Consider the following 15,813-nt stretch of genomic DNA (forward strand, 5'->3'; position numbering starts at 1 on the left):
CGGCTACTCGTTCGAGAAAAGGTGCTTCCGGGCGGCTCGTGCGTGCGGCAGGATCTTGGGATGTTGAGTGTGCGCGATGTCCGACTGCTGCCGAAGGCCCATCTGCATCTGCATTTCACCGGGTCGATGCGGCCCGGCACGCTGCTCGATCTGGCCGACAAGTACGGCGTGCACCTGCCGGAGGCCCTGACGAGCGGGGAACCGCCGAAGCTGCGTGCGACCGACGAGCGCGGCTGGTTCCGCTTCCAGCGGCTGTACGACGCCGCCCGGTCGTGTCTGCGCGAGCCCGAGGACATCCAGCGGCTGGTGCGCGAAGCGGCCGAGGAGGACGTGCGGGACGGTTCGGGGTGGCTGGAGATCCAGGTCGACCCGACGTCGTACGCGCCGATGCTGGGCGGACTGATTCCGGCCCTGGAGATCATCCTGGACGCGGTGGACAGCGCGTCGCGGGAGACCGGGCTCGGAATGCGGGTGCTGGTCGCGGCGAACCGGATGAAGCATCCGCTGGACGCGCGGACGCTGGCACGTCTGGCCGTGCGGTACGCGGACCGCGGGATCGTCGGCTTCGGGCTCTCCAACGACGAGCGCAGGGGCATGGCCAGGGATTTCGACCGTGCCTTCGCGATCGCGCGGGAGGGCGGGCTGCTGGCCGCGCCGCACGGCGGGGAGCTGGCGGGGCCGGTGTCCGTACGGGACTGTCTGGACGATCTGCGCGCTTCGCGGATCGGGCATGGCGTACGGGCGGCCGAGGACCCGCGGCTGTTGCGGAAGCTGGCCGAGCGGGGTGTGACGTGCGAGGTGTGCCCGGCCTCGAACGTGGCGCTGGGGGTGTACGAGAAGCCCGAGGACGTGCCGCTGCGGACGCTGTACGACGCCGGGGTGCCGATGGCGCTGGGCGCGGACGACCCGCTGCTGTTCGGGTCGCGGCTGGCGGCGCAGTACGAGCTGGCGCGGCAGCACCACGGGTTCACGGACGCCGAGCTGGCGGAGCTGGCACGGCAGTCGGTGCGCGGGTCGGCCGCGCCCGGCGACGTACAGGCGAAGCTGCTCACCGGGATCGATCACTGGCTGGCCGGCTGATCCCGTTCAGCAGGGTGCGGGCGAGAGCGGCGGCGAACTCGGCCACGGACTGCGGGGGCTTCCTGCCGACGGTGGAGTCATAGGCGAAGGCGCGCTGGGCGCAGGCGCCCAGGAGCAGTGACGCGGCCGCGAAGGTGTCGGCGCCGGGACTGATGCGGCCGGCTTCGCGTTCCGAGCGCAGATAGGTGTCGAGGCCCTCGATGGGCGTGTGGGGGCCGGTGCCCATCTCCCGCATGGAGTCGTCGTGGCGGCGCTTGAGCTTGGTCTCGGCGTAGAGCGAGGCGGCGATCGGGAAGCTCTCCGCGTAGAAGTGGACGGCCTGACGGGCGATCTCGGTGAGGTTCTCCTCGACGGAGCGGTCCCCCGGATCGGCGGTGAGGCGGTGGAGGAGCGGGCCCAGCTCGGGCAGGCGCTCCTTCAGTACGGTCACGAAGAGCTCCTCCTTGCTCGCGAAGTGCTTGTACAGCGCGGCCTCGGAGCAGTCGGCGGCCCGGGCGATCTCCTTGGTGGTGGTACGGGCCAGGCCGATGGTCCGCATCAGCTCGTGGGAAGCGTCGAGGATCCGCTCTCGTGCGGGCTTCTGCATGTGTGCTCCATAAAAGCTTGACGAGTGAGTGAACACTCACCCACCCTGGTGGGAAGTGAAGTGAGTGAATACTTACCCACCTGGGGAGGGTGTGCAATGAACATCACTGTTTTCGGCGCGACCGGCGGCATCGGGCAGGAGATCGTCAAGCAGGCGCTGGCGGGGGGTCACCAGGTCACAGCGGTGGTGCGCGACCCGGCGCGGTTCGGCGTGACGGGGCAGCGCCTGGAGGTCTTCACGGCACAGCTGGGCGACGGGGACATGGAGGCGCTGCGCCGGGCGGTGGCGGGACGTGACGCCGTGTTCTCCGGTCTCGGGGCCCGCTCCCGCAAGGACGCGGGGATCGCCGCGCCCCTCACCCGCCGGGTACTGCGGGCGATGGAGGCGGAGGGCACGCGACGTCTGCTGGTGGTCAGCGCGGCTCCGGTCGGGCCGGTGCCCGAGGGCCAGCCGTTCCTGGACCGCGCCATGCTGTCGGTGGTCGGCGCGGTCCTGAAGGACGTGTACGCCGACCTGCGCGTCATGGAGGAGGAGCTGGCGCGCTCGACGACCGACTGGACGTCGGTGCGGCCGCCGCGGCTGCTCGACAAGCCGGGGACGGGGACGTACCGGACGGTCGTCGGAGGCAGTCCGCGCAGCGGCAGGAGCATCGCGCGGGCCGATGTGGCGCACGCGATGCTCTCGATGGTGGACGACCCGGCGACGGTGAAGCAGGGGGTGGGGGTCGCGTACTAGGCCGACGCGCCCTGCGGGGCTTCCTGCCGCTGCAGCTGCTACAGGCTGACGCCCACCGTCACCGGTTCGTTCACCAGCGTCACACCGAACGCTTCGCGGACCCCGTCGACGACCTCGCGCGCGAGCGCCAGCAGGTCGTCGGCGGTCGCGTCCCCGCGGTTGGTGAGGGCGAGGGTGTGCTTGGTGGAGATACGGGCCGGACCCGCCCCGTACCCCTTGGTGAATCCGGCCTTGTCGATCAGCCAGGCCGCCGAGGTCTTGGTCCTGCCGTCGCCCGCCGGGAACGCGGGCGGCGTCACACCGGAGCCGAGGCGCTCCTGAGCGCGGGCGAGGAAGGCGGCGTACTCCTCGTCCGTCAGGATCGGGTTGGTGAAGAAGGACCCCGCCGACCACGTGTCGTGGTCCTCCGGGTCCAGGACCATGCCCTTGCCCGCGCGCAGTTTCAACACGGTCTCGCGGGCGAGGGCGGCGGGCACGCGGTCGCCGGCCACGACGCCCAGCGTGCGCGCGGTCTCGGGGTACTTGATCGGCGCGGACAGGCCGCCCGCGTCCTCCAGTGCGAAGCGGACGCGCAGGACGACGAAACGGTCCGGGTCCCGCTTGAAGCGGCTGTGGCGGTACGAGAAGTCGCAGTCGGCGGCGGGGAGGGTGACCGTCTCGCCCGCCCGGCGGTCGTAGGCGACGACCTCGGTGATGACGCCGGACACTTCCTGGCCGTACGCCCCGACGTTCTGGATCGGGGTCGCGCCGGCCGAGCCGGGGATGCCCGCGAGGCACTCGATGCCCGCGAGGCCCGCCTCGACGGTGCGGGCGACGGCGTCGGTCCAGACCTCGCCTGCGGCGAGTTCCAGGGACGTGCCGTCGAGGTGGAAGCCGGTGGTCGCGATGCGCAGGGCGGTGCCGTCGAAGCCCTTGTCGCCGATGACCAGGTTGCTTCCGCCGCCGATGACGAGCAGCGGGGTGCCGGCCGCATCGGCCTCGCGGACGACGGAGATCACCTCGTCGTCGGTGGTGGCCGTGACGAGACGGGTCGCGGGGCCGCCGAGCCGGAAGGTGGTCAGGGGGGCGAGGGGAGCGTCGTGGAGTTCCTGCACGGGACAAGCGTACGGGGCGCCCCCGGCTGCCGGAGGCGCCCCGTACGCGGTCCGCAGGGCGCGGACGAGGGCAAGGGGTAAGGGGCACCCGCAAAGGCGGGGTGCCCCTTACCTCACGTCTTGCATCGGGCGAGCTGCGTCAGGCGAGTCGTGTCAGGCGAGCTGGACCACGGCGCGGGACATGCCCAGCACCTTCTGCCCGGCGCTCATCGCGGTCAGGTCCACCCGGACCCGGTTGTCGTCCAGCAGTGCGGCGACCTTGGCGCTGACCTCGATCAGCGCGCCCTTGTCGTCGTTCGGGACGATGACCGGCTTGGTGAAACGCACGCCGTACTCGACGACGGCGGCCGGGTCGCCGGCCCAGTCGGTGACCACCCGGATCGCCTCGGCCATGGTGAACATGCCGTGCGCGATCACGTCCGGCAGCCCGACCTCGGTGGCGAACTTCTCGTTCCAGTGGATCGGGTTGAAGTCGCCGGAGGCGCCCGCGTACCGCACGAGCGTGGCACGCGTCACGGGAAAGGACTGGGCCGGCAGCTCGGTGCCGACCTCGACGTCCGCAGAGGAGATCTTCGCAGTCATCACGCCTCCTGCGCCGCACGTGCGACGAGCTTCGTCCATGCCGTCACGACATGCTCACCGGTCTCGTCGTGGACGTCGCCGCGGATGTCCACGATGTCGTTGCCGGCCAGCGACTTGACCGCCTCGATCGTCGAGGTGACCGACAGCCGGTCCCCCGCGCGCACCGGGCGCTTGTACGCGAACTTCTGGTCGCCGTGCACCACACGGCTGTAGTCCAGACCCAGCTGCGGGTCCTCGACGACCTGCCTCGCCGCCATGAAGGTGACGGCGAAGACGAAGGTCGGCGGTGCGATCACATCGGAGTGACCGAGCGCCTTGGCGGCTTCCGGATCGGTGTACGCGGGATTGGTGTCGCCCACGGCCTCGGCGAACTCACGGATCTTCTCCCGGCCGACCTCGTACGGTGCGGTGGGCGGATAGGCCCGCCCCACGAAGGACTGATCGAGCGCCATGGGCTCGTACCTCCTGATGCCTGATGCCTGATGAGTCTGACTGGACAAACGACACGAGGCCGCCCCCGAAGTGGGGACGGCCTCGCATACGAGCCTGTGTTTAGCGGGTTTCGCGGTGCGCGGTGTGCGAGTTGCAGCGCGGGCAGTGCTTCTTCATCTCAAGACGGTCCGGGTTGTTACGCCGGTTCTTCTTGGTGATGTAGTTCCGCTCCTTGCACTCCACGCAGGCCAGCGTGATCTTCGGGCGGACGTCGGTGGCAGCCACGTGAGTGCTCCTTGGACGGACGGTTGACGGATGAACGCATAAAAGAGTAGCCGATCGAAGGACCGACCCCACAATCGGCTACCGTGTGTAGCGGTGACCGGACTTGAACCGGTGACACAGCGATTATGAGCCGCTTGCTCTACCGACTGAGCTACACCGCTTTGATGACGGATCCCCCCGCCCGAAGACGGGGATCACCGATCACCAGAGCCCCAATACGGAATCGAACCGTAGACCTTCTCCTTACCATGGAGACGCTCTACCGACTGAGCTATTGGGGCGAGCGATGAAGACATTACACGGTTGCCCGCCGATCGCCCAAATCCGTTTTCGGCCCCGCCCTCCCGCCTTCTTTCCCGCGCTCACCACACCCGTCCCGTACGCCACTCGTGCCCACACCGGTACGACTATTGCGCTCCTCCTCGAAGGCCGGTTTGCGGGCCCCTAGGCTCGTCTCACGCTGCGTGATCTTGATCTTGATCTTTGTACGCCCGAGCCCCCCACAGGAGCCCGATGTCCGACAGCCAGCCGCAGCCGCCCCGTTCGTCCGGCGGCGGCTCGGGAAACAGCGACGGCCCGCCCGGCACCGACAGCACCACGCTGCTGCTGTGCTCGGCCCGTCTCACCGACGGCCGGACTGTGGACGTACGGCTCAGCGGCGGGCGCATCGAGGCCGTCGGCACCGCGGGCAGCCTCCCCGCGGTGGGCGCGCGCGTGGACCTCAGCGGTCATCTCCTGCTGCCCGCCCCCGCCGAGCCGCACGCCCACAGCGACACCGCTCTCACCGCCGACGTCGGCGGCCCCGTTCCGTACCGCACCGAGGACGTCCAGCGCCGCACCACCGAGGCGGTGCTGCTCCAGCTGGGGCACGGTGCGACCGCGGTGCGCTCGCACGTGCGGATCGGGGACGTGCAGGGGCTCAGGTCCATGGAGGCGGTGCTCCAGGCGCGGCGCTCGCTGCGCGGGCTGGCCGACCTGACCGCCGTCGCCGTGCCCCGGCTGCTCACCGGCCTCGCGGGCGCGGACGGCCTGTCGATGCTGCGGGACGCCGTGAAGATGGGCGCCGGTGCGGTGGGGGGCTGCCCGGATCTCGATCCCGACCCGGCCGGCTACACGGAGGCGGTCCTGGAGGTCGCCGCCGAGCACGGCTGCCCCGTGGACCTCCATACGGAGGGTGACGATCCGACCCGGCTCGCCCGGCTCGCGGCGATGGTGGGCGGCCTGCGGCCCGGGGTCACGATCGGCCCGTGCGCCGGGCTCTCCCGGCTGCCCCTGGAGGCGGCGAAGCGTGCCGCCGGACAGCTGGCCGCGGCCGGGGTGACCGTGGTCTGCCTGCCGCAGGGCGACTGCGCGGGGGTGGAGCGGCGGGGCGGCGGGCCGGCTCCCGTACGGCTGCTGCGGGCGGCGGGGGTGCGGGTCGCCGCGGGCAGCGGGGCGCTGCGGGACGTGGCCAATCCGGTGGGGCGCGGGGATCCGCTGGAGGCGGCCTACCTGCTGGCCTCGCAGAGCGGGATGCGGGCTTCGGACGCCTACGGGACGGTGAGCTCGGCGGCACGGGAGGCGATGGGGCTGCCCGAGGTGCGGGTGGAGGCGGGATTTCCCGCGGAGTTGGTCGCCGTACGCGGGGAGCGGATCGCGGGGGTGCTGTCGCTCGCGTACAGCCGCGTCGTCATCCACCGCGGGCGGGTGGTGGCACGTACCAGCGCGGTACGGGAGTACTGCGACTCGGCGGCCGCCGTCGCGCTCGGCCTGCCGCGCCAGGGACGGGGCTGAGCCGGCGCGCGAACCGCGCTTCGCCCAGGTGTTTCATCCGGGCGTTTCACCTGCGCGTTCCACCCGGGCGTTTCACTCGGGGCGGCCGGGACTTGGGCACACGCGCAGAGGTGCGCGTACGGTCGGGAACATGCGCATTGTCATCGCGGGTGGACATGGTCGGATCGCGCTGCGGCTGGAGCGGTTGCTCGCCGCACGCGGGTATGGGGTCGCGGGCATCGTCCGCGATTCCGGGCAGAGCGAGGATCTGCGGGCGGCGGGCGCCGAACCGGTCGTGCTGGACCTGGAATCGGCCTCCGTCGAGCAGGTCGCCGAGGTACTGGAAGGCGCCGACGCCGCCGTCTTCGCGGCGGGCGCGGGGCCCGGCAGCGGCACCGGGCGCAAGGACACGGTGGACCGGGGCGCGGCCGTGCTCTTCGCGGACGCGGCGGAGCGGGCGGGCGTACGCCGTTTTCTCGTCGTGTCCTCGATGGGTGCGGATCCGGAGCGGGCGGGCGACGAGGTCTTCGACGCGTACCTGCGCGCCAAGGGCGCGGCGGACGCGGACGTACGCTCCCGGGCCGGCCTGGACTGGACGATCCTGCGGCCGGGCAGCCTGACGGACGACGCGGGCACGGGGCTCGTGCGCCTCGGGGTCTCGACGGGGCGTGGGCCGGTGGCACGCGACGACGTGGCGGCCGTCCTGGCCGAGCTGCTGGAGACTCCGTCGACGGCGGGTCTGACTCTGGAGCTGATCAGCGGCTCGGTGCCGGTCACCGTCGCGGTGAAGGACGTCGCCGGTAACTGAACGTCCTGCGCCGGCCGGAGAGTTCCGGGACGGGGACAGCAACCGGCTCAACTACCAGAAAACCCCCTCCGGTCCGCATTTCTGCAGTCCGGAGGGGGTTTCCCTACCTGTGGCGGCGCCAGGATTCGAACCTGGGAAGGCTAAGCCGGCGGATTTACAGTCCGCTCCCATTGGCCACTCGGGCACACCGCCATGGGATGTCGCTCTGGTCGACCGCCTGGGCGGTGTTCCGTGGCAACGACGTAAACGATACCTGATGCCCGGGGGTGCTCCGCCACCGGATTGATCAGTGCTCGGGGCGGGCGCGGGTGACTAGGCTTTACGGAAGCGGCCCGGGAGCACCGGCCGCGTACCCCGCCCGGCGAGGCAACCCGGAACCGGTACCCCCATCCCCCGATCACAAGGAGCCACAGGACATGGCCGACTCCAGTTTCGACATCGTTTCGAAGGTCGAGCGGCAGGAGGTCGACAACGCCCTCAACCAGGCCGCGAAGGAGATCTCGCAGCGCTACGACTTCAAGAACGTCGGCGCCTCGATCGATTGGTCCGGCGAGAAGATCCTGATGCAGGCCAACTCCGAGGAGCGGGTCAAGGCGATCCTCGACGTCTTCGAGACCAAGTTGGTCAAGCGCGGGATCTCGCTCAAGGTGCTGGACGCCGGCGAGCCGCAGCTGTCCGGCAAGGAGTACAAGATCTTCGCGTCCATCGAGGAGGGCATCTCCCAGGACAACGCCAAGAAGGTGGCGAAGATCATCCGCGATGAGGGTCCCAAGGGCGTCAAGGCGCAGGTCCAGGGCGACGAGCTGCGGGTCAGCTCGAAGAGCCGTGACGACCTCCAGGCCGTGCAGGCGCTGCTCAAGGGCAAGGACTTCGATTTCGCGCTGCAGTTCGTGAACTACCGCTGAAGCCCGTGAACCACCGCTGACCCGGCGGTTCGCTGCGGAGCGGGGGTGGAGGCGGCGCGGCCGGCTCCGCCCCCGCCGCGATGTCCGAATGCCGCCAGCTCCGGCGGGCCCGGTGGCGCAGACTCGTCGTGTCGGGGCGTACGGGAACGCACGGAACGTACGGGAACGCACTGTGAGGGAAGGGACCGGCCATGACGCTCTACGCGACCGTGGACAGCCCACTGGGCGAGCTGCTGCTGGTGGGCGAGGAGTCCGCGACCGCCGTCGGCGGTACGGCGCTGGCCTCGCTGTCGGTGCCGGGGCAGAAGGGCGGGGCCGTCGCCGGTGACGTGCCGGACGGGTGGCGACGCGAGCCCGGAGCCTTCGAGGAGATCGAGCGACAGGTACGGGCGTACTTCGAGGGGGAACTGACGCGCTTCGACCTGGAGTACGCCGGCGGTGCCGGCACGGACTTCCAGCGGCGGGTGTGGGAGGCGCTGGAGACGATTCCGTACGCCACCACGACGTCGTACGGAGAGCTCGCCGAGCGGATCGGGGTCTCGCGGGCCGGGGTACGGGCGCTGGGGACGGCGATCGGGCGCAACCCGCTGCTCGTCGTGCGGCCGTGCCACCGGGTGATCGGGGCGGACGGCTCGCTGACCGGGTACGCGGGCGGGCTGGAGCGCAAGCGGCGGTTGCTGGAGCTTGAGGGAGCCGGGGCGGTCGGGGCGCGGGCGTGACCGGACTGTTTCCCCGGGAGCCGGCGCAGATCGCGCCGGGGGCGGTGCACGTACCCGGCTGGCTGTCGGTGGACGAGCAGCGGGAGCTGGTCGGGGCGTGCCGGGAGTGGGCGCGGGGTCCGGTGCCGATCCGGCGCACACGGCTGCCGCACGGCGGGGTCATGTCGGTGCGGACGGTGTGCGTGGGGTGGCACTGGCAGCCGTACCGGTACACGCGCACGGCGGACGATGTGAACGGCGCGCCGGTGGCCGGGTTTCCCGAGTGGCTGGCGGGGCTGGGGCGGCGGGCGCTGGGCGTCGCGTACGGGGACGAGGAGGCGGCGCGGGGATACGCGCCGGACACCGCGCTCGTCAATTTTTATGACGGTGACGCGAAGATGGGGATGCACCAGGACAAGGACGAGCGGTCCGGGGCTCCCGTGGTGTCGCTGAGCATCGGCGACACGTGCGTGTTCAGGTTCGGCAATACGGAGAGCCGGGGGCGGCCTTACACGGATGTGGAGCTGGCCTCGGGGGATCTCTTCGTCTTCGGGGGGCCTTCGCGCTTCGCGTACCACGGGGTGCCGAAGGTGCTGCCGGGGACGGGTGGTCCGGGAAACGGGATGGCGGGCGGGCGGCTCAACATCACGTTGCGGGAGACGGGGCTCGGGTAGCTCAGGTGGCTCAGGTGGCTCAGGTGGCTCAGGTGGCTCAGCGGGAGCGTGAGTGGCCGAAGAGGATTCGGTACACCACCAGGAGGGCGAGCGCTCCGCCGATGGCGGCGGCCCAGGTGGCCCCGTCGTAGAACTCGTCGGCGATCGGGCGGTCGAGGTAGCGGGCCGATGCCCAGCCGCCGATGAACGCGCCCGCGACACCGATGAGGGTCGTGCCGATCAGGCCGCCCGGATCGCGTCCGGGAAGCAGGATTTTGGCGACGGCTCCGGAGAGCAGCCCGAGGACGATCCAGCTGATGATGCTCATGCAGCCGAAGACGTTCCGGAGCTCGGAGTGGTTGCGCAGGCCAGTAGGGTGCGGCGCATGACACAGGAACTGCGGCGGACGCTCGGGGTCTTCGACGCCGTGGTGGTCGGGCTCGGGGCGATGGTCGGTGCGGGGATCTTCGTGGCGCTCGCGCCGGCGGCGGGGGCGGCCGGCTCCGGGACGCTGCTGCTGGCGGGGCTGGCGCTGGCCGCTGTGGTGGCGTACTGCAATGCGATGTCCTCCGCGCGGCTCGCGGCCCTCTACCCGGCCTCCGGCGGGACGTACGTGTACGGGCGGGAGCGGCTCGGGCCCTTCTGGGGGTATCTGGCGGGCTGGGGCTTCGTGGTGGGGAAGACCGCTTCCTGCGCGGCCATGGCGCTGACGGTCGGGGTGTACGTGTGGCCGGAGCAGGCGCACGGGGTGGCTGTCGCCGCTGTGGTGGTGCTGACCGCGGTGAACTACGGGGGTGTTCAGAAGTCGGCGTGGCTGACGCGGGCGATCGTGGCGGTGGTGCTGGCGGTGCTGGTGGCTGTCGTGGCGGTGTGTCTTGGGGCGGAGGGGCCTTCGCCGGGGCCGGGGACAGGTGGCTCGGGAGCCGGCGGTTCGGGGGCCGGTGGGGTGCTTCAGGCTGCTGGGCTGTTGTTCTTCGCGTTCGCCGGGTACGCGCGGATCGCCACCTTGGGGGAAGAGGTGCGCGACCCGGCCCGTACGATCCCGCGCGCGATTCCGGTGGCGCTGGGGATCGCGCTGGTGGTGTACGCGTGCGTGGCGGTCGCGGTGCTGTCGGTGCTGGGGGCCGGGGAACTGGCGTCTTCCGCGGCGCCGTTGGCGGATGCGGTGCGGGCGGCGGGCGTGGGGGAGCTGGCCCCCGTGGTGCGGGTGGGGGCGGCTGTGGCGGCGCTGGGGTCGTTGCTGGCGCTGATCCTGGGGGTGTCCCGCACGACGCTGGCGATGGCCCGGGACGGGCATCTGCCGGGTGCGCTGGCCGCCGTACATCCGCGGTTTCAGGTGCCGCACCGGGCCGAGTTGGCAGTGGGGGTGGTTGTTGCTGTGGTGGCGGCGGCGGGGGATGTGCGGGGGGCGATCGGGTTTTCGTCGTTCGGGGTGCTGGCTTACTACGCCGTGGCCAACGCTTCGGCGTGGACGCTGGGTCCGGGGCGCGGTCGGGTCGTGGCGGTGGGCGGGGTGGTGGGATGCGCGGGGCTGGCGTTCGCGCTGCCGGTGGCCTCGGTGGGGGCGGGAGCGGCGGTGCTGGCGGTGGGGGCGGCGACGTACGGGGTGCGGAGGGCGGCCGGGCGCTGAAGTCCGGCCCCGCGTCCGGCGCCTGTGGGAGGTGCGGGGGTTTTGAGGTCGGTGCCGCGCCGGGGCGTCTCCTCCCGGCACCGGAATCGTCGGGGCGGGGCGCTGTGCGGTTACCTGGACGCGAACGGCTGGTCCGTCGGGACGATTTCGCGGCCCAGCGGGAGCAGTGAGACGGGGATCATCTTGAAGTTGGCTATGCCGAACGGGATGCCGATGATCGTGACGCAGAGCGCGATGCCCGTGACGACGTGACCCAGCGCCAGCCACCAGCCCGCCAGGACCAGCCACAGGACGTTGCCCACGCAGGAGGGGGATCCCGCGTCGCGACGCTCCACTGCTGTGTAGCCGAAGGGCCAGAGGGCGTAGCGGCCGATGCGGAAGGACGCCAGGCCGAAGGGGATGCCGATGATCGTGACGCAGAGGAGTACGCCTGCCAGGAGGTAGCCGAGGAAGAGCCAGAAACCGCTCAGCACCAGCCATATGACGTTGAGGATTGTCTTCATGGGCGGTGACCTGCCATCTGTTCGAGTCGGGCAATGCGTTCCGCCATGGGTGGGTGGGTCGAGAACAGCTTCGATCCGGTCTGTCCCGGGCGGAACGGGTTCGCGATCATCATGTGGCTCGCGGTCTCGATCCGCGGCTCGGGAGGGAGTGGCAGCTGCTTCGTGCCTGCTTCGAGCTTGCGCAGGGCGCTCGCCAGGGCGAGCGGGTCGCCGGTGAGCTGGGCTCCGGAGGCGTCTGCCTGGTACTCGCGGGAGCGGCTCACCGCGAGTTGGATGACGGAGGCGGCCAGGGGGCCCAGGATCATGATCAGCAGCATGCCGAAGAGGCCCGGCCCCTCGTCGTCGTCGGAGCGGCCGAAGGGGATGAGCCAGGCGAAGTTGACCAGGAACATGATCACTGACGCCAGGGCGCCGGCGACCGAGGAGATCAGGATGTCCCGGTTGTAGACGTGGCTCAGCTCGTGGCCGATGACGCCGCGCAGTTCGCGCTCGTTCAGGAGCCGCAGGATGCCGTCGGTGCAGCAGACCGCGGCGTTGCGGGGGTTGCGGCCGGTCGCGAAGGCGTTGGGGGCCTGGGTCGGCGAGATGTACAGGCGGGGCATCGGCTGGCGGGCCTGGGTGGAGAGGTCACGGACCATGCGGTAGAGCTGTGGCGCTTCGAACTCGCTCACGGGGCGGGCGCGCATCGCGCGGAGTGCCAGTTTGTCGCTGTTCCAGTACGCGTAGGCGTTGGTGCCGAATGCGACGAGAACCGCGACGATCAGGCCCGTACGGCCGAAGAAGCTGCCGATGGCGATGATGAGTGCTGACAGTCCCCCGAGGAGTACGGCGGTCCTCAGCCCGTTGTGCCGGCGGTGCACGGTGCGCCCTCCAAATGGTGCGGCAGGGGAACCCCTTGCTGGGGGTGCTTCCACATTCAGTGGACCCTCCCTTACTGGTCAACGCCAAGCGAGGGGGGCTAGTTCCCTTGTGCTACCGGGGCGGCCGCTGGGCCATCCGTGCTTACTGGAAGAGATTGCCGGTGGCGAAGCGCAGTGCCAGCTGCGGTACGCCGGACAGGGCGATGCCCGCGACGGCGGTCAGGACGATGGCGGCCGTGATGGGCAGGGGGACCGCGTGGCGGGACGGTTCGCCCTCGGGTGCGCGGAAGAGGACGGCGGTCCACTGGAGGTAGTAGTAGAGCGCGATCACCACGTTCGCCGCCATGACGACCGCGAGCCAGCCGAGCCCCGCGTCGACGGCCGCGGAGAAGACCGTGACCTTGGCGAAGAGGCCGATGATGCCGGGCGGCAGCCCCGCGAGGCAGAGGAGGAAGAAGCCGAGCGCGAGGGCGGCGAGGGGGCGGGTCGCGTAGAGGCCGCGGTAGTCGGTGATCCGGTTGAGCGGGTGCGTACGGGCGACGAGGGCCGCGACGGCGAAGGCACCGAGGTTCACCACGGCGTACATCAGGGCGTACGCGACGGTGGAGCCGATCTGGTCGTCGCTGGAGTACGCCGCCGCGGCGATCGGGACCAGGATGTAGCCGGCCTGGCCGACCGACGACCAGGCCAGGAGCCGGACCGCGCTGTACGCGCGCGTGGCCGACTGGCGGAGGGCCGCCACATTGCCCACGGTCATGGTGAGGGCCGCCAGCACGGCGATGGCCGGGCCCCATACGTCGGCGTAGGAGGGGAAGGCCACGACGGTGACCAGGATGAGGCCCGTGAAGCCGACCGCCTTGCCGATGACGGACAGGTAGGCGGCGACGGGGAGGGGCGCTCCCACGTAGGTGTCGGGGACCCAGAAGTGGAAGGGGACCGCGGCCGTTTTGAAGGCGAAGCCGATGAGGGTCAGAGCGACGCCGGTCTTGGCGAGGGTGTCGAGCTGCGCCGGTACGTCGCCGAGGCGCACGGCGATCTCGGTGAGGTGCAGGGTGCCGGTCGTCGCGTAGACGAAGCTGACGCCGAGCAGTGTCACGGCGGTCGCGGTGACGGAGGAGAGGAAGAACTTCAGGGCCGCCTCGGAGGAGAGGCGGTCGCCGCGCTTCATGCCGACGAGGGCGAAGGCGGGCAGTGACGCGACTTCGAGGGCGACGACGAGGGTGGCGAGGTCGCGGGCGGCGGGGAGCAGGGCCGCCCCGGCTGCCGAGGACATCAGGAGGAACCAGAATTCGCCCGCGGGGAGCTTGTCCTTCGTCGTCTCGGTGAGCGAGAGGAGGGCGGTGAGCAGGGCGCCGCCGAGCACCAGGAGCTGGATGACCAGGGTGAAGTGGTCCGCCGTGTAGCTGCAGACGTCGGTGTCGGAGGTCAGGCAGAAGGTGGACCGGCCGCCCTGGCGGAGGGGAAGGAGAGCGAGGATCGCCACGGCCAGACCGGCGACGGAGACCCGGCCGAGCAGCTGCTTCTTGCTCTCGGGTACGAAGAGGTCGGCGACCAGGACGATCAGGCCGACGGCCGCCGTGATGGTCGGCGGGGCGATCGCCCACCAGTCGACGGACTGGACGAGGCTGGCGCTTTCGGCGGCCACGGTCACGACTTGCCTCCTGCGAGGAGCTTCTGCACGGCCGGGTCGGTGAGGCCGAGGAGGACCGCGGGCCAGAGTCCGGCGAGGACGGTGAGGGCGACGAGCGGGGTCCAGGTGGCGAATTCGTAGCCCTGGACGTCGGTGATCTTCGTCGGCTCGGATGCCTGCTGCGGGGGTACGCCCATGCAGACGCGGCGCACGACGATCAGTAGGTAGGCGGCGGTCAGCAGGGTGCCGGCGCCGGCGATCGCCATGAAGGTGAGGAAGGCGGGGCGGCTGAGGCCCTCGGCGGGGTCGAAGGCGCCGAACATCGTCAGCATCTCGCCCCAGAATCCGGCGAGGCCGGGGAGGCCGAGGGAGGCGACCGCGGCGAAGGCGAGGAGGCCGCCGAGGCGGGGGGCGCGGCCGTAGAGGGCCGCGCCGGTGGCGCCGGCGAGGGTGTCGAGGTCGGCGGTGCCGTAGCGGTCCTTGAGGGCGCCGACCAGGAAGAAGAGCAGGCCGGTGATCAGGCCGTGGGCGATGTTGGCGAAAAGCGCGCCGTTGACGCCGGTGGGGGTCATGGACGCGATGCCGAGGAGCACGAAGCCCATGTGACCGACGGAGGAGTACGCGATCAGGCGCTTGAGGTCGCCCTTGGCGCCCTTGCGGGCCAGGGCGAGGCAGGCCAGGGACCCGTAGATGATGCCGACGACCGCGAAGGCGGCGAGGTAGGGCGCGAAGGCGTGCATGCCGTCGGGGGCGATGGGAAGGGCGATGCGGACGAATCCGTACGTACCCATCTTCAGCAGGACGCCGGCGAGGAGGACCGAGCCGACCGTGGGGGCGGCGGTGTGGGCGTCGGGCAGCCAGCTGTGCAGCGGCCACATCGGGGTCTTGACGGCGAGGCCGAGACCGATCGCGAGAACGGCGACGACCTGCACGGATGTGGTGAGTCCACGGCCGTTGTCAGTGGCGAGTGCCACCATGTCGAACGTGCCCGCCTTCAGTCCGACGAGGAGGAGACCGAGCAGCATGACGACGGAGCCGAGCAGCGTGTAGAGGATGAACTTCCAGGCGGCGGGCTGCCTCTGGTCGCCGCCCCAGCGGGCGATGAGGAAGTACATCGGGATGAGGACCATCTCGAACGCCAGGAAGAAGAGGAGCAGGTCGAGTACGGCGAAGGTCGCGAGGGTGCCGGATTCGAGGACCAGGAGCAGGGCGACGAATGCCTTCGGGGAGGGGCCCGCGGGCATCTTGAAGTAGCTGTAGAGCGCGCAGAGGAAGGTCAGCAGCGCGGTCAGCACGAGGAGGGGGAGCGAGATGCCGTCGATGCCGAGGTGGATCCTGACGTCGAGCGCCGGAATCCAGCTGATGTCGGTCGTGGCCTGCATCGTGGAGGGGTGGCTGTGGTCGAAACCGAGGGTGAGGGCGATGGCTGCGAGCAGGATCGCGCCGGTCACGGTCACGCCGTGGCGTAGCACGGCCTGGCCGGGGTTCTTGCCCTTGAGGCCCGGCGGGGCCGGGAGGAGCGCCGCGGCGGCGCCGACGAGCGGGGCGACGACGATGAACGCCAGGAGGAACTGCATCAC

Annotated in this window: 18 protein-coding genes and 3 tRNA genes; 8 read left to right on the forward strand and 13 right to left on the reverse strand. The window is 70.9% G+C overall.

Annotated features, from left to right (window positions below; all coding sequences use genetic code 11):
- Positions 1–60: 60 nt before the first annotated feature.
- Positions 61–1,080 carry an adenosine deaminase gene (locus tag ACWDZ4_RS07490; protein ID WP_451507466.1) on the forward strand — a complete coding sequence of 340 codons (1,020 nt, stop codon included), beginning with the start codon at positions 61–63 and terminating at the stop codon, positions 1,078–1,080.
- Here the strand turns inward: ACWDZ4_RS07490 and ACWDZ4_RS07495 are convergent.
- Positions 1,049–1,666, reverse strand: coding sequence for a TetR/AcrR family transcriptional regulator (locus ACWDZ4_RS07495; protein WP_451507467.1), 618 nt, complete (start codon positions 1,664–1,666; stop codon positions 1,049–1,051). The genes ACWDZ4_RS07490 and ACWDZ4_RS07495 overlap by 32 nt on opposite strands.
- 96 nt (positions 1,667–1,762) lie before the next feature.
- Here ACWDZ4_RS07495 and ACWDZ4_RS07500 point away from each other — a divergent pair, with 96 nt between their 5' ends.
- A complete protein-coding gene (locus tag ACWDZ4_RS07500; RefSeq protein ID WP_451507468.1) occupies positions 1,763–2,401 on the forward strand; it encodes an NAD(P)-dependent oxidoreductase in 639 nt (212 codons plus the stop codon).
- A gap of 38 nt (positions 2,402–2,439) precedes the next feature.
- On the opposite strand, the gene ACWDZ4_RS07505 is transcribed toward ACWDZ4_RS07500, so the two are convergent.
- From ACWDZ4_RS07505 to ACWDZ4_RS07530, 6 genes are all read right to left on the reverse strand, one after another.
- Complete coding sequence (locus tag ACWDZ4_RS07505; RefSeq protein ID WP_451507469.1) at positions 2,440–3,495, reverse strand: UDP-N-acetylmuramate dehydrogenase; 1,056 nt, start codon at positions 3,493–3,495, stop codon at positions 2,440–2,442.
- 153 nt (positions 3,496–3,648) lie between these two features.
- Positions 3,649–4,077 (reverse strand): MaoC family dehydratase, encoded by a 429-nt coding sequence (locus ACWDZ4_RS07510; protein WP_451507470.1) that lies wholly within the window; start codon positions 4,075–4,077, stop codon positions 3,649–3,651.
- Positions 4,077–4,529, reverse strand: coding sequence for an FAS1-like dehydratase domain-containing protein (locus ACWDZ4_RS07515; protein ID WP_451507471.1), 453 nt, complete (start codon positions 4,527–4,529; stop codon positions 4,077–4,079). Before ACWDZ4_RS07515 ends, ACWDZ4_RS07510 begins: the two co-directional genes overlap by 1 nt.
- 100 nt (positions 4,530–4,629) lie before the next feature.
- Positions 4,630–4,794 carry a 50S ribosomal protein L33 gene (rpmG, locus tag ACWDZ4_RS07520; protein WP_003956487.1) on the reverse strand — a complete coding sequence of 55 codons (165 nt, stop codon included), beginning with the start codon at positions 4,792–4,794 and terminating at the stop codon, positions 4,630–4,632.
- Between the two features lie 88 nt (positions 4,795–4,882).
- Positions 4,883–4,955: transfer RNA gene (locus ACWDZ4_RS07525), tRNA-Met, on the reverse strand.
- 47 nt (positions 4,956–5,002) lie between these two features.
- Positions 5,003–5,075: transfer RNA gene (locus tag ACWDZ4_RS07530), tRNA-Thr, on the reverse strand.
- A 232-nt stretch (positions 5,076–5,307) separates the two neighbouring features.
- Between ACWDZ4_RS07530 and ACWDZ4_RS07535 the strand changes: the two genes are divergently transcribed.
- Both ACWDZ4_RS07535 and ACWDZ4_RS07540 read left to right on the forward strand, forming a co-directional pair.
- The gene (locus ACWDZ4_RS07535) at positions 5,308–6,567 is read left to right on the forward strand and encodes an amidohydrolase family protein (protein WP_451507472.1); all 1,260 of its coding nucleotides are present in this window, start codon (positions 5,308–5,310) and stop codon (positions 6,565–6,567) included.
- 130 nt (positions 6,568–6,697) lie between these two features.
- Positions 6,698–7,354, forward strand: a complete 657-nt coding sequence (locus ACWDZ4_RS07540) for an SDR family oxidoreductase (protein ID WP_451507473.1) — start codon at positions 6,698–6,700, stop codon at positions 7,352–7,354.
- Between the two features lie 110 nt (positions 7,355–7,464).
- Here ACWDZ4_RS07540 and ACWDZ4_RS07545 read toward each other — a convergent pair.
- Positions 7,465–7,546, reverse strand: a tRNA-Tyr gene (locus ACWDZ4_RS07545).
- Positions 7,547–7,770: 224 nt separating this feature from the next.
- Between ACWDZ4_RS07545 and ACWDZ4_RS07550 the strand changes: the two genes are divergently transcribed.
- The 3 genes from ACWDZ4_RS07550 (at position 7,771) to ACWDZ4_RS07560 (ending at position 9,631) form a co-directional block, all read left to right on the forward strand.
- Positions 7,771–8,259, forward strand: a complete 489-nt coding sequence (locus tag ACWDZ4_RS07550; protein WP_028812401.1) for a YajQ family cyclic di-GMP-binding protein — start codon at positions 7,771–7,773, stop codon at positions 8,257–8,259.
- Between the two features lie 191 nt (positions 8,260–8,450).
- Positions 8,451–8,978, forward strand: coding sequence for a methylated-DNA--[protein]-cysteine S-methyltransferase (locus ACWDZ4_RS07555; RefSeq protein WP_451507474.1), 528 nt, complete (start codon positions 8,451–8,453; stop codon positions 8,976–8,978).
- Positions 8,975–9,631, forward strand: coding sequence for an alpha-ketoglutarate-dependent dioxygenase AlkB family protein (locus ACWDZ4_RS07560; RefSeq protein WP_451507475.1), 657 nt, complete (start codon positions 8,975–8,977; stop codon positions 9,629–9,631). Before ACWDZ4_RS07555 ends, ACWDZ4_RS07560 begins: the two co-directional genes overlap by 4 nt.
- A 37-nt stretch (positions 9,632–9,668) precedes the next feature.
- On the opposite strand, the gene ACWDZ4_RS07565 is transcribed toward ACWDZ4_RS07560, so the two are convergent.
- Positions 9,669–9,938, reverse strand: coding sequence for a GlsB/YeaQ/YmgE family stress response membrane protein (locus ACWDZ4_RS07565; RefSeq protein ID WP_451507476.1), 270 nt, complete (start codon positions 9,936–9,938; stop codon positions 9,669–9,671).
- A gap of 57 nt (positions 9,939–9,995) precedes the next feature.
- Here ACWDZ4_RS07565 and ACWDZ4_RS07570 point away from each other — a divergent pair, with 57 nt between their 5' ends.
- Positions 9,996–11,240: an APC family permease gene (locus tag ACWDZ4_RS07570; protein WP_451507477.1), complete on the forward strand. Its 1,245-nt coding sequence runs from the start codon at positions 9,996–9,998 to the stop codon at positions 11,238–11,240.
- Between the two features lie 110 nt (positions 11,241–11,350).
- Here the strand turns inward: ACWDZ4_RS07570 and ACWDZ4_RS07575 are convergent, their stop codons facing one another.
- The 4 genes from ACWDZ4_RS07575 to ACWDZ4_RS07590 form a co-directional block, all read right to left on the reverse strand.
- The gene (locus ACWDZ4_RS07575; protein WP_451507478.1) at positions 11,351–11,743 is read right to left on the reverse strand and encodes a YccF domain-containing protein; all 393 of its coding nucleotides are present in this window, start codon (positions 11,741–11,743) and stop codon (positions 11,351–11,353) included.
- Positions 11,740–12,603 carry a zinc metalloprotease HtpX gene (gene htpX / locus ACWDZ4_RS07580; protein ID WP_451507479.1) on the reverse strand — a complete coding sequence of 288 codons (864 nt, stop codon included), beginning with the start codon at positions 12,601–12,603 and terminating at the stop codon, positions 11,740–11,742. The genes ACWDZ4_RS07575 and htpX overlap by 4 nt, the downstream gene beginning before the upstream one ends.
- 142 nt (positions 12,604–12,745) lie before the next feature.
- Positions 12,746–14,254 (reverse strand): NADH-quinone oxidoreductase subunit N, encoded by a 1,509-nt coding sequence (locus ACWDZ4_RS07585; RefSeq protein ID WP_451507480.1) that lies wholly within the window; start codon positions 14,252–14,254, stop codon positions 12,746–12,748.
- A complete protein-coding gene (locus tag ACWDZ4_RS07590) occupies positions 14,251–15,810 on the reverse strand; it encodes an NADH-quinone oxidoreductase subunit M (protein WP_451507500.1) in 1,560 nt (519 codons plus the stop codon). Before ACWDZ4_RS07590 ends, ACWDZ4_RS07585 begins: the two co-directional genes overlap by 4 nt.
- Between the last annotated feature and the right edge of the window lie 3 nt (positions 15,811–15,813).

Source organism: Streptomyces sp. NPDC003016 (assembly GCF_053591455.1).

What these genes read in the sequence shown, in the direction of transcription:
- ACWDZ4_RS07490 (WP_451507466.1), top strand. Translation starts at nt 61, where the DNA reads ATGTTGAGTGTGCGCGATGTCCGACTGCTGCCGAAGGCCCATCTGCAT.
- ACWDZ4_RS07495 (WP_451507467.1), bottom strand. Translation starts at nt 1,666, where the DNA reads ATGCAGAAGCCCGCACGAGAGCGGATCCTCGACGCTTCCCACGAGCTG.
- ACWDZ4_RS07500 (WP_451507468.1), top strand. Translation starts at nt 1,763, where the DNA reads ATGAACATCACTGTTTTCGGCGCGACCGGCGGCATCGGGCAGGAGATC.
- ACWDZ4_RS07510 (WP_451507470.1), bottom strand. Translation starts at nt 4,077, where the DNA reads ATGACTGCGAAGATCTCCTCTGCGGACGTCGAGGTCGGCACCGAGCTG.
- ACWDZ4_RS07515 (WP_451507471.1), bottom strand. Translation starts at nt 4,529, where the DNA reads ATGGCGCTCGATCAGTCCTTCGTGGGGCGGGCCTATCCGCCCACCGCA.
- ACWDZ4_RS07535 (WP_451507472.1), top strand. Translation starts at nt 5,308, where the DNA reads ATGTCCGACAGCCAGCCGCAGCCGCCCCGTTCGTCCGGCGGCGGCTCG.
- ACWDZ4_RS07540 (WP_451507473.1), top strand. Translation starts at nt 6,698, where the DNA reads ATGCGCATTGTCATCGCGGGTGGACATGGTCGGATCGCGCTGCGGCTG.
- ACWDZ4_RS07550 (WP_028812401.1), top strand. Translation starts at nt 7,771, where the DNA reads ATGGCCGACTCCAGTTTCGACATCGTTTCGAAGGTCGAGCGGCAGGAG.
- ACWDZ4_RS07555 (WP_451507474.1), top strand. Translation starts at nt 8,451, where the DNA reads ATGACGCTCTACGCGACCGTGGACAGCCCACTGGGCGAGCTGCTGCTG.
- ACWDZ4_RS07565 (WP_451507476.1), bottom strand. Translation starts at nt 9,938, where the DNA reads ATGAGCATCATCAGCTGGATCGTCCTCGGGCTGCTCTCCGGAGCCGTC.
- ACWDZ4_RS07570 (WP_451507477.1), top strand. Translation starts at nt 9,996, where the DNA reads ATGACACAGGAACTGCGGCGGACGCTCGGGGTCTTCGACGCCGTGGTG.
- ACWDZ4_RS07575 (WP_451507478.1), bottom strand. Translation starts at nt 11,743, where the DNA reads ATGAAGACAATCCTCAACGTCATATGGCTGGTGCTGAGCGGTTTCTGG.
- ACWDZ4_RS07590 (WP_451507500.1), bottom strand. Translation starts at nt 15,810, where the DNA reads ATGCAGTTCCTCCTGGCGTTCATCGTCGTCGCCCCGCTCGTCGGCGCC.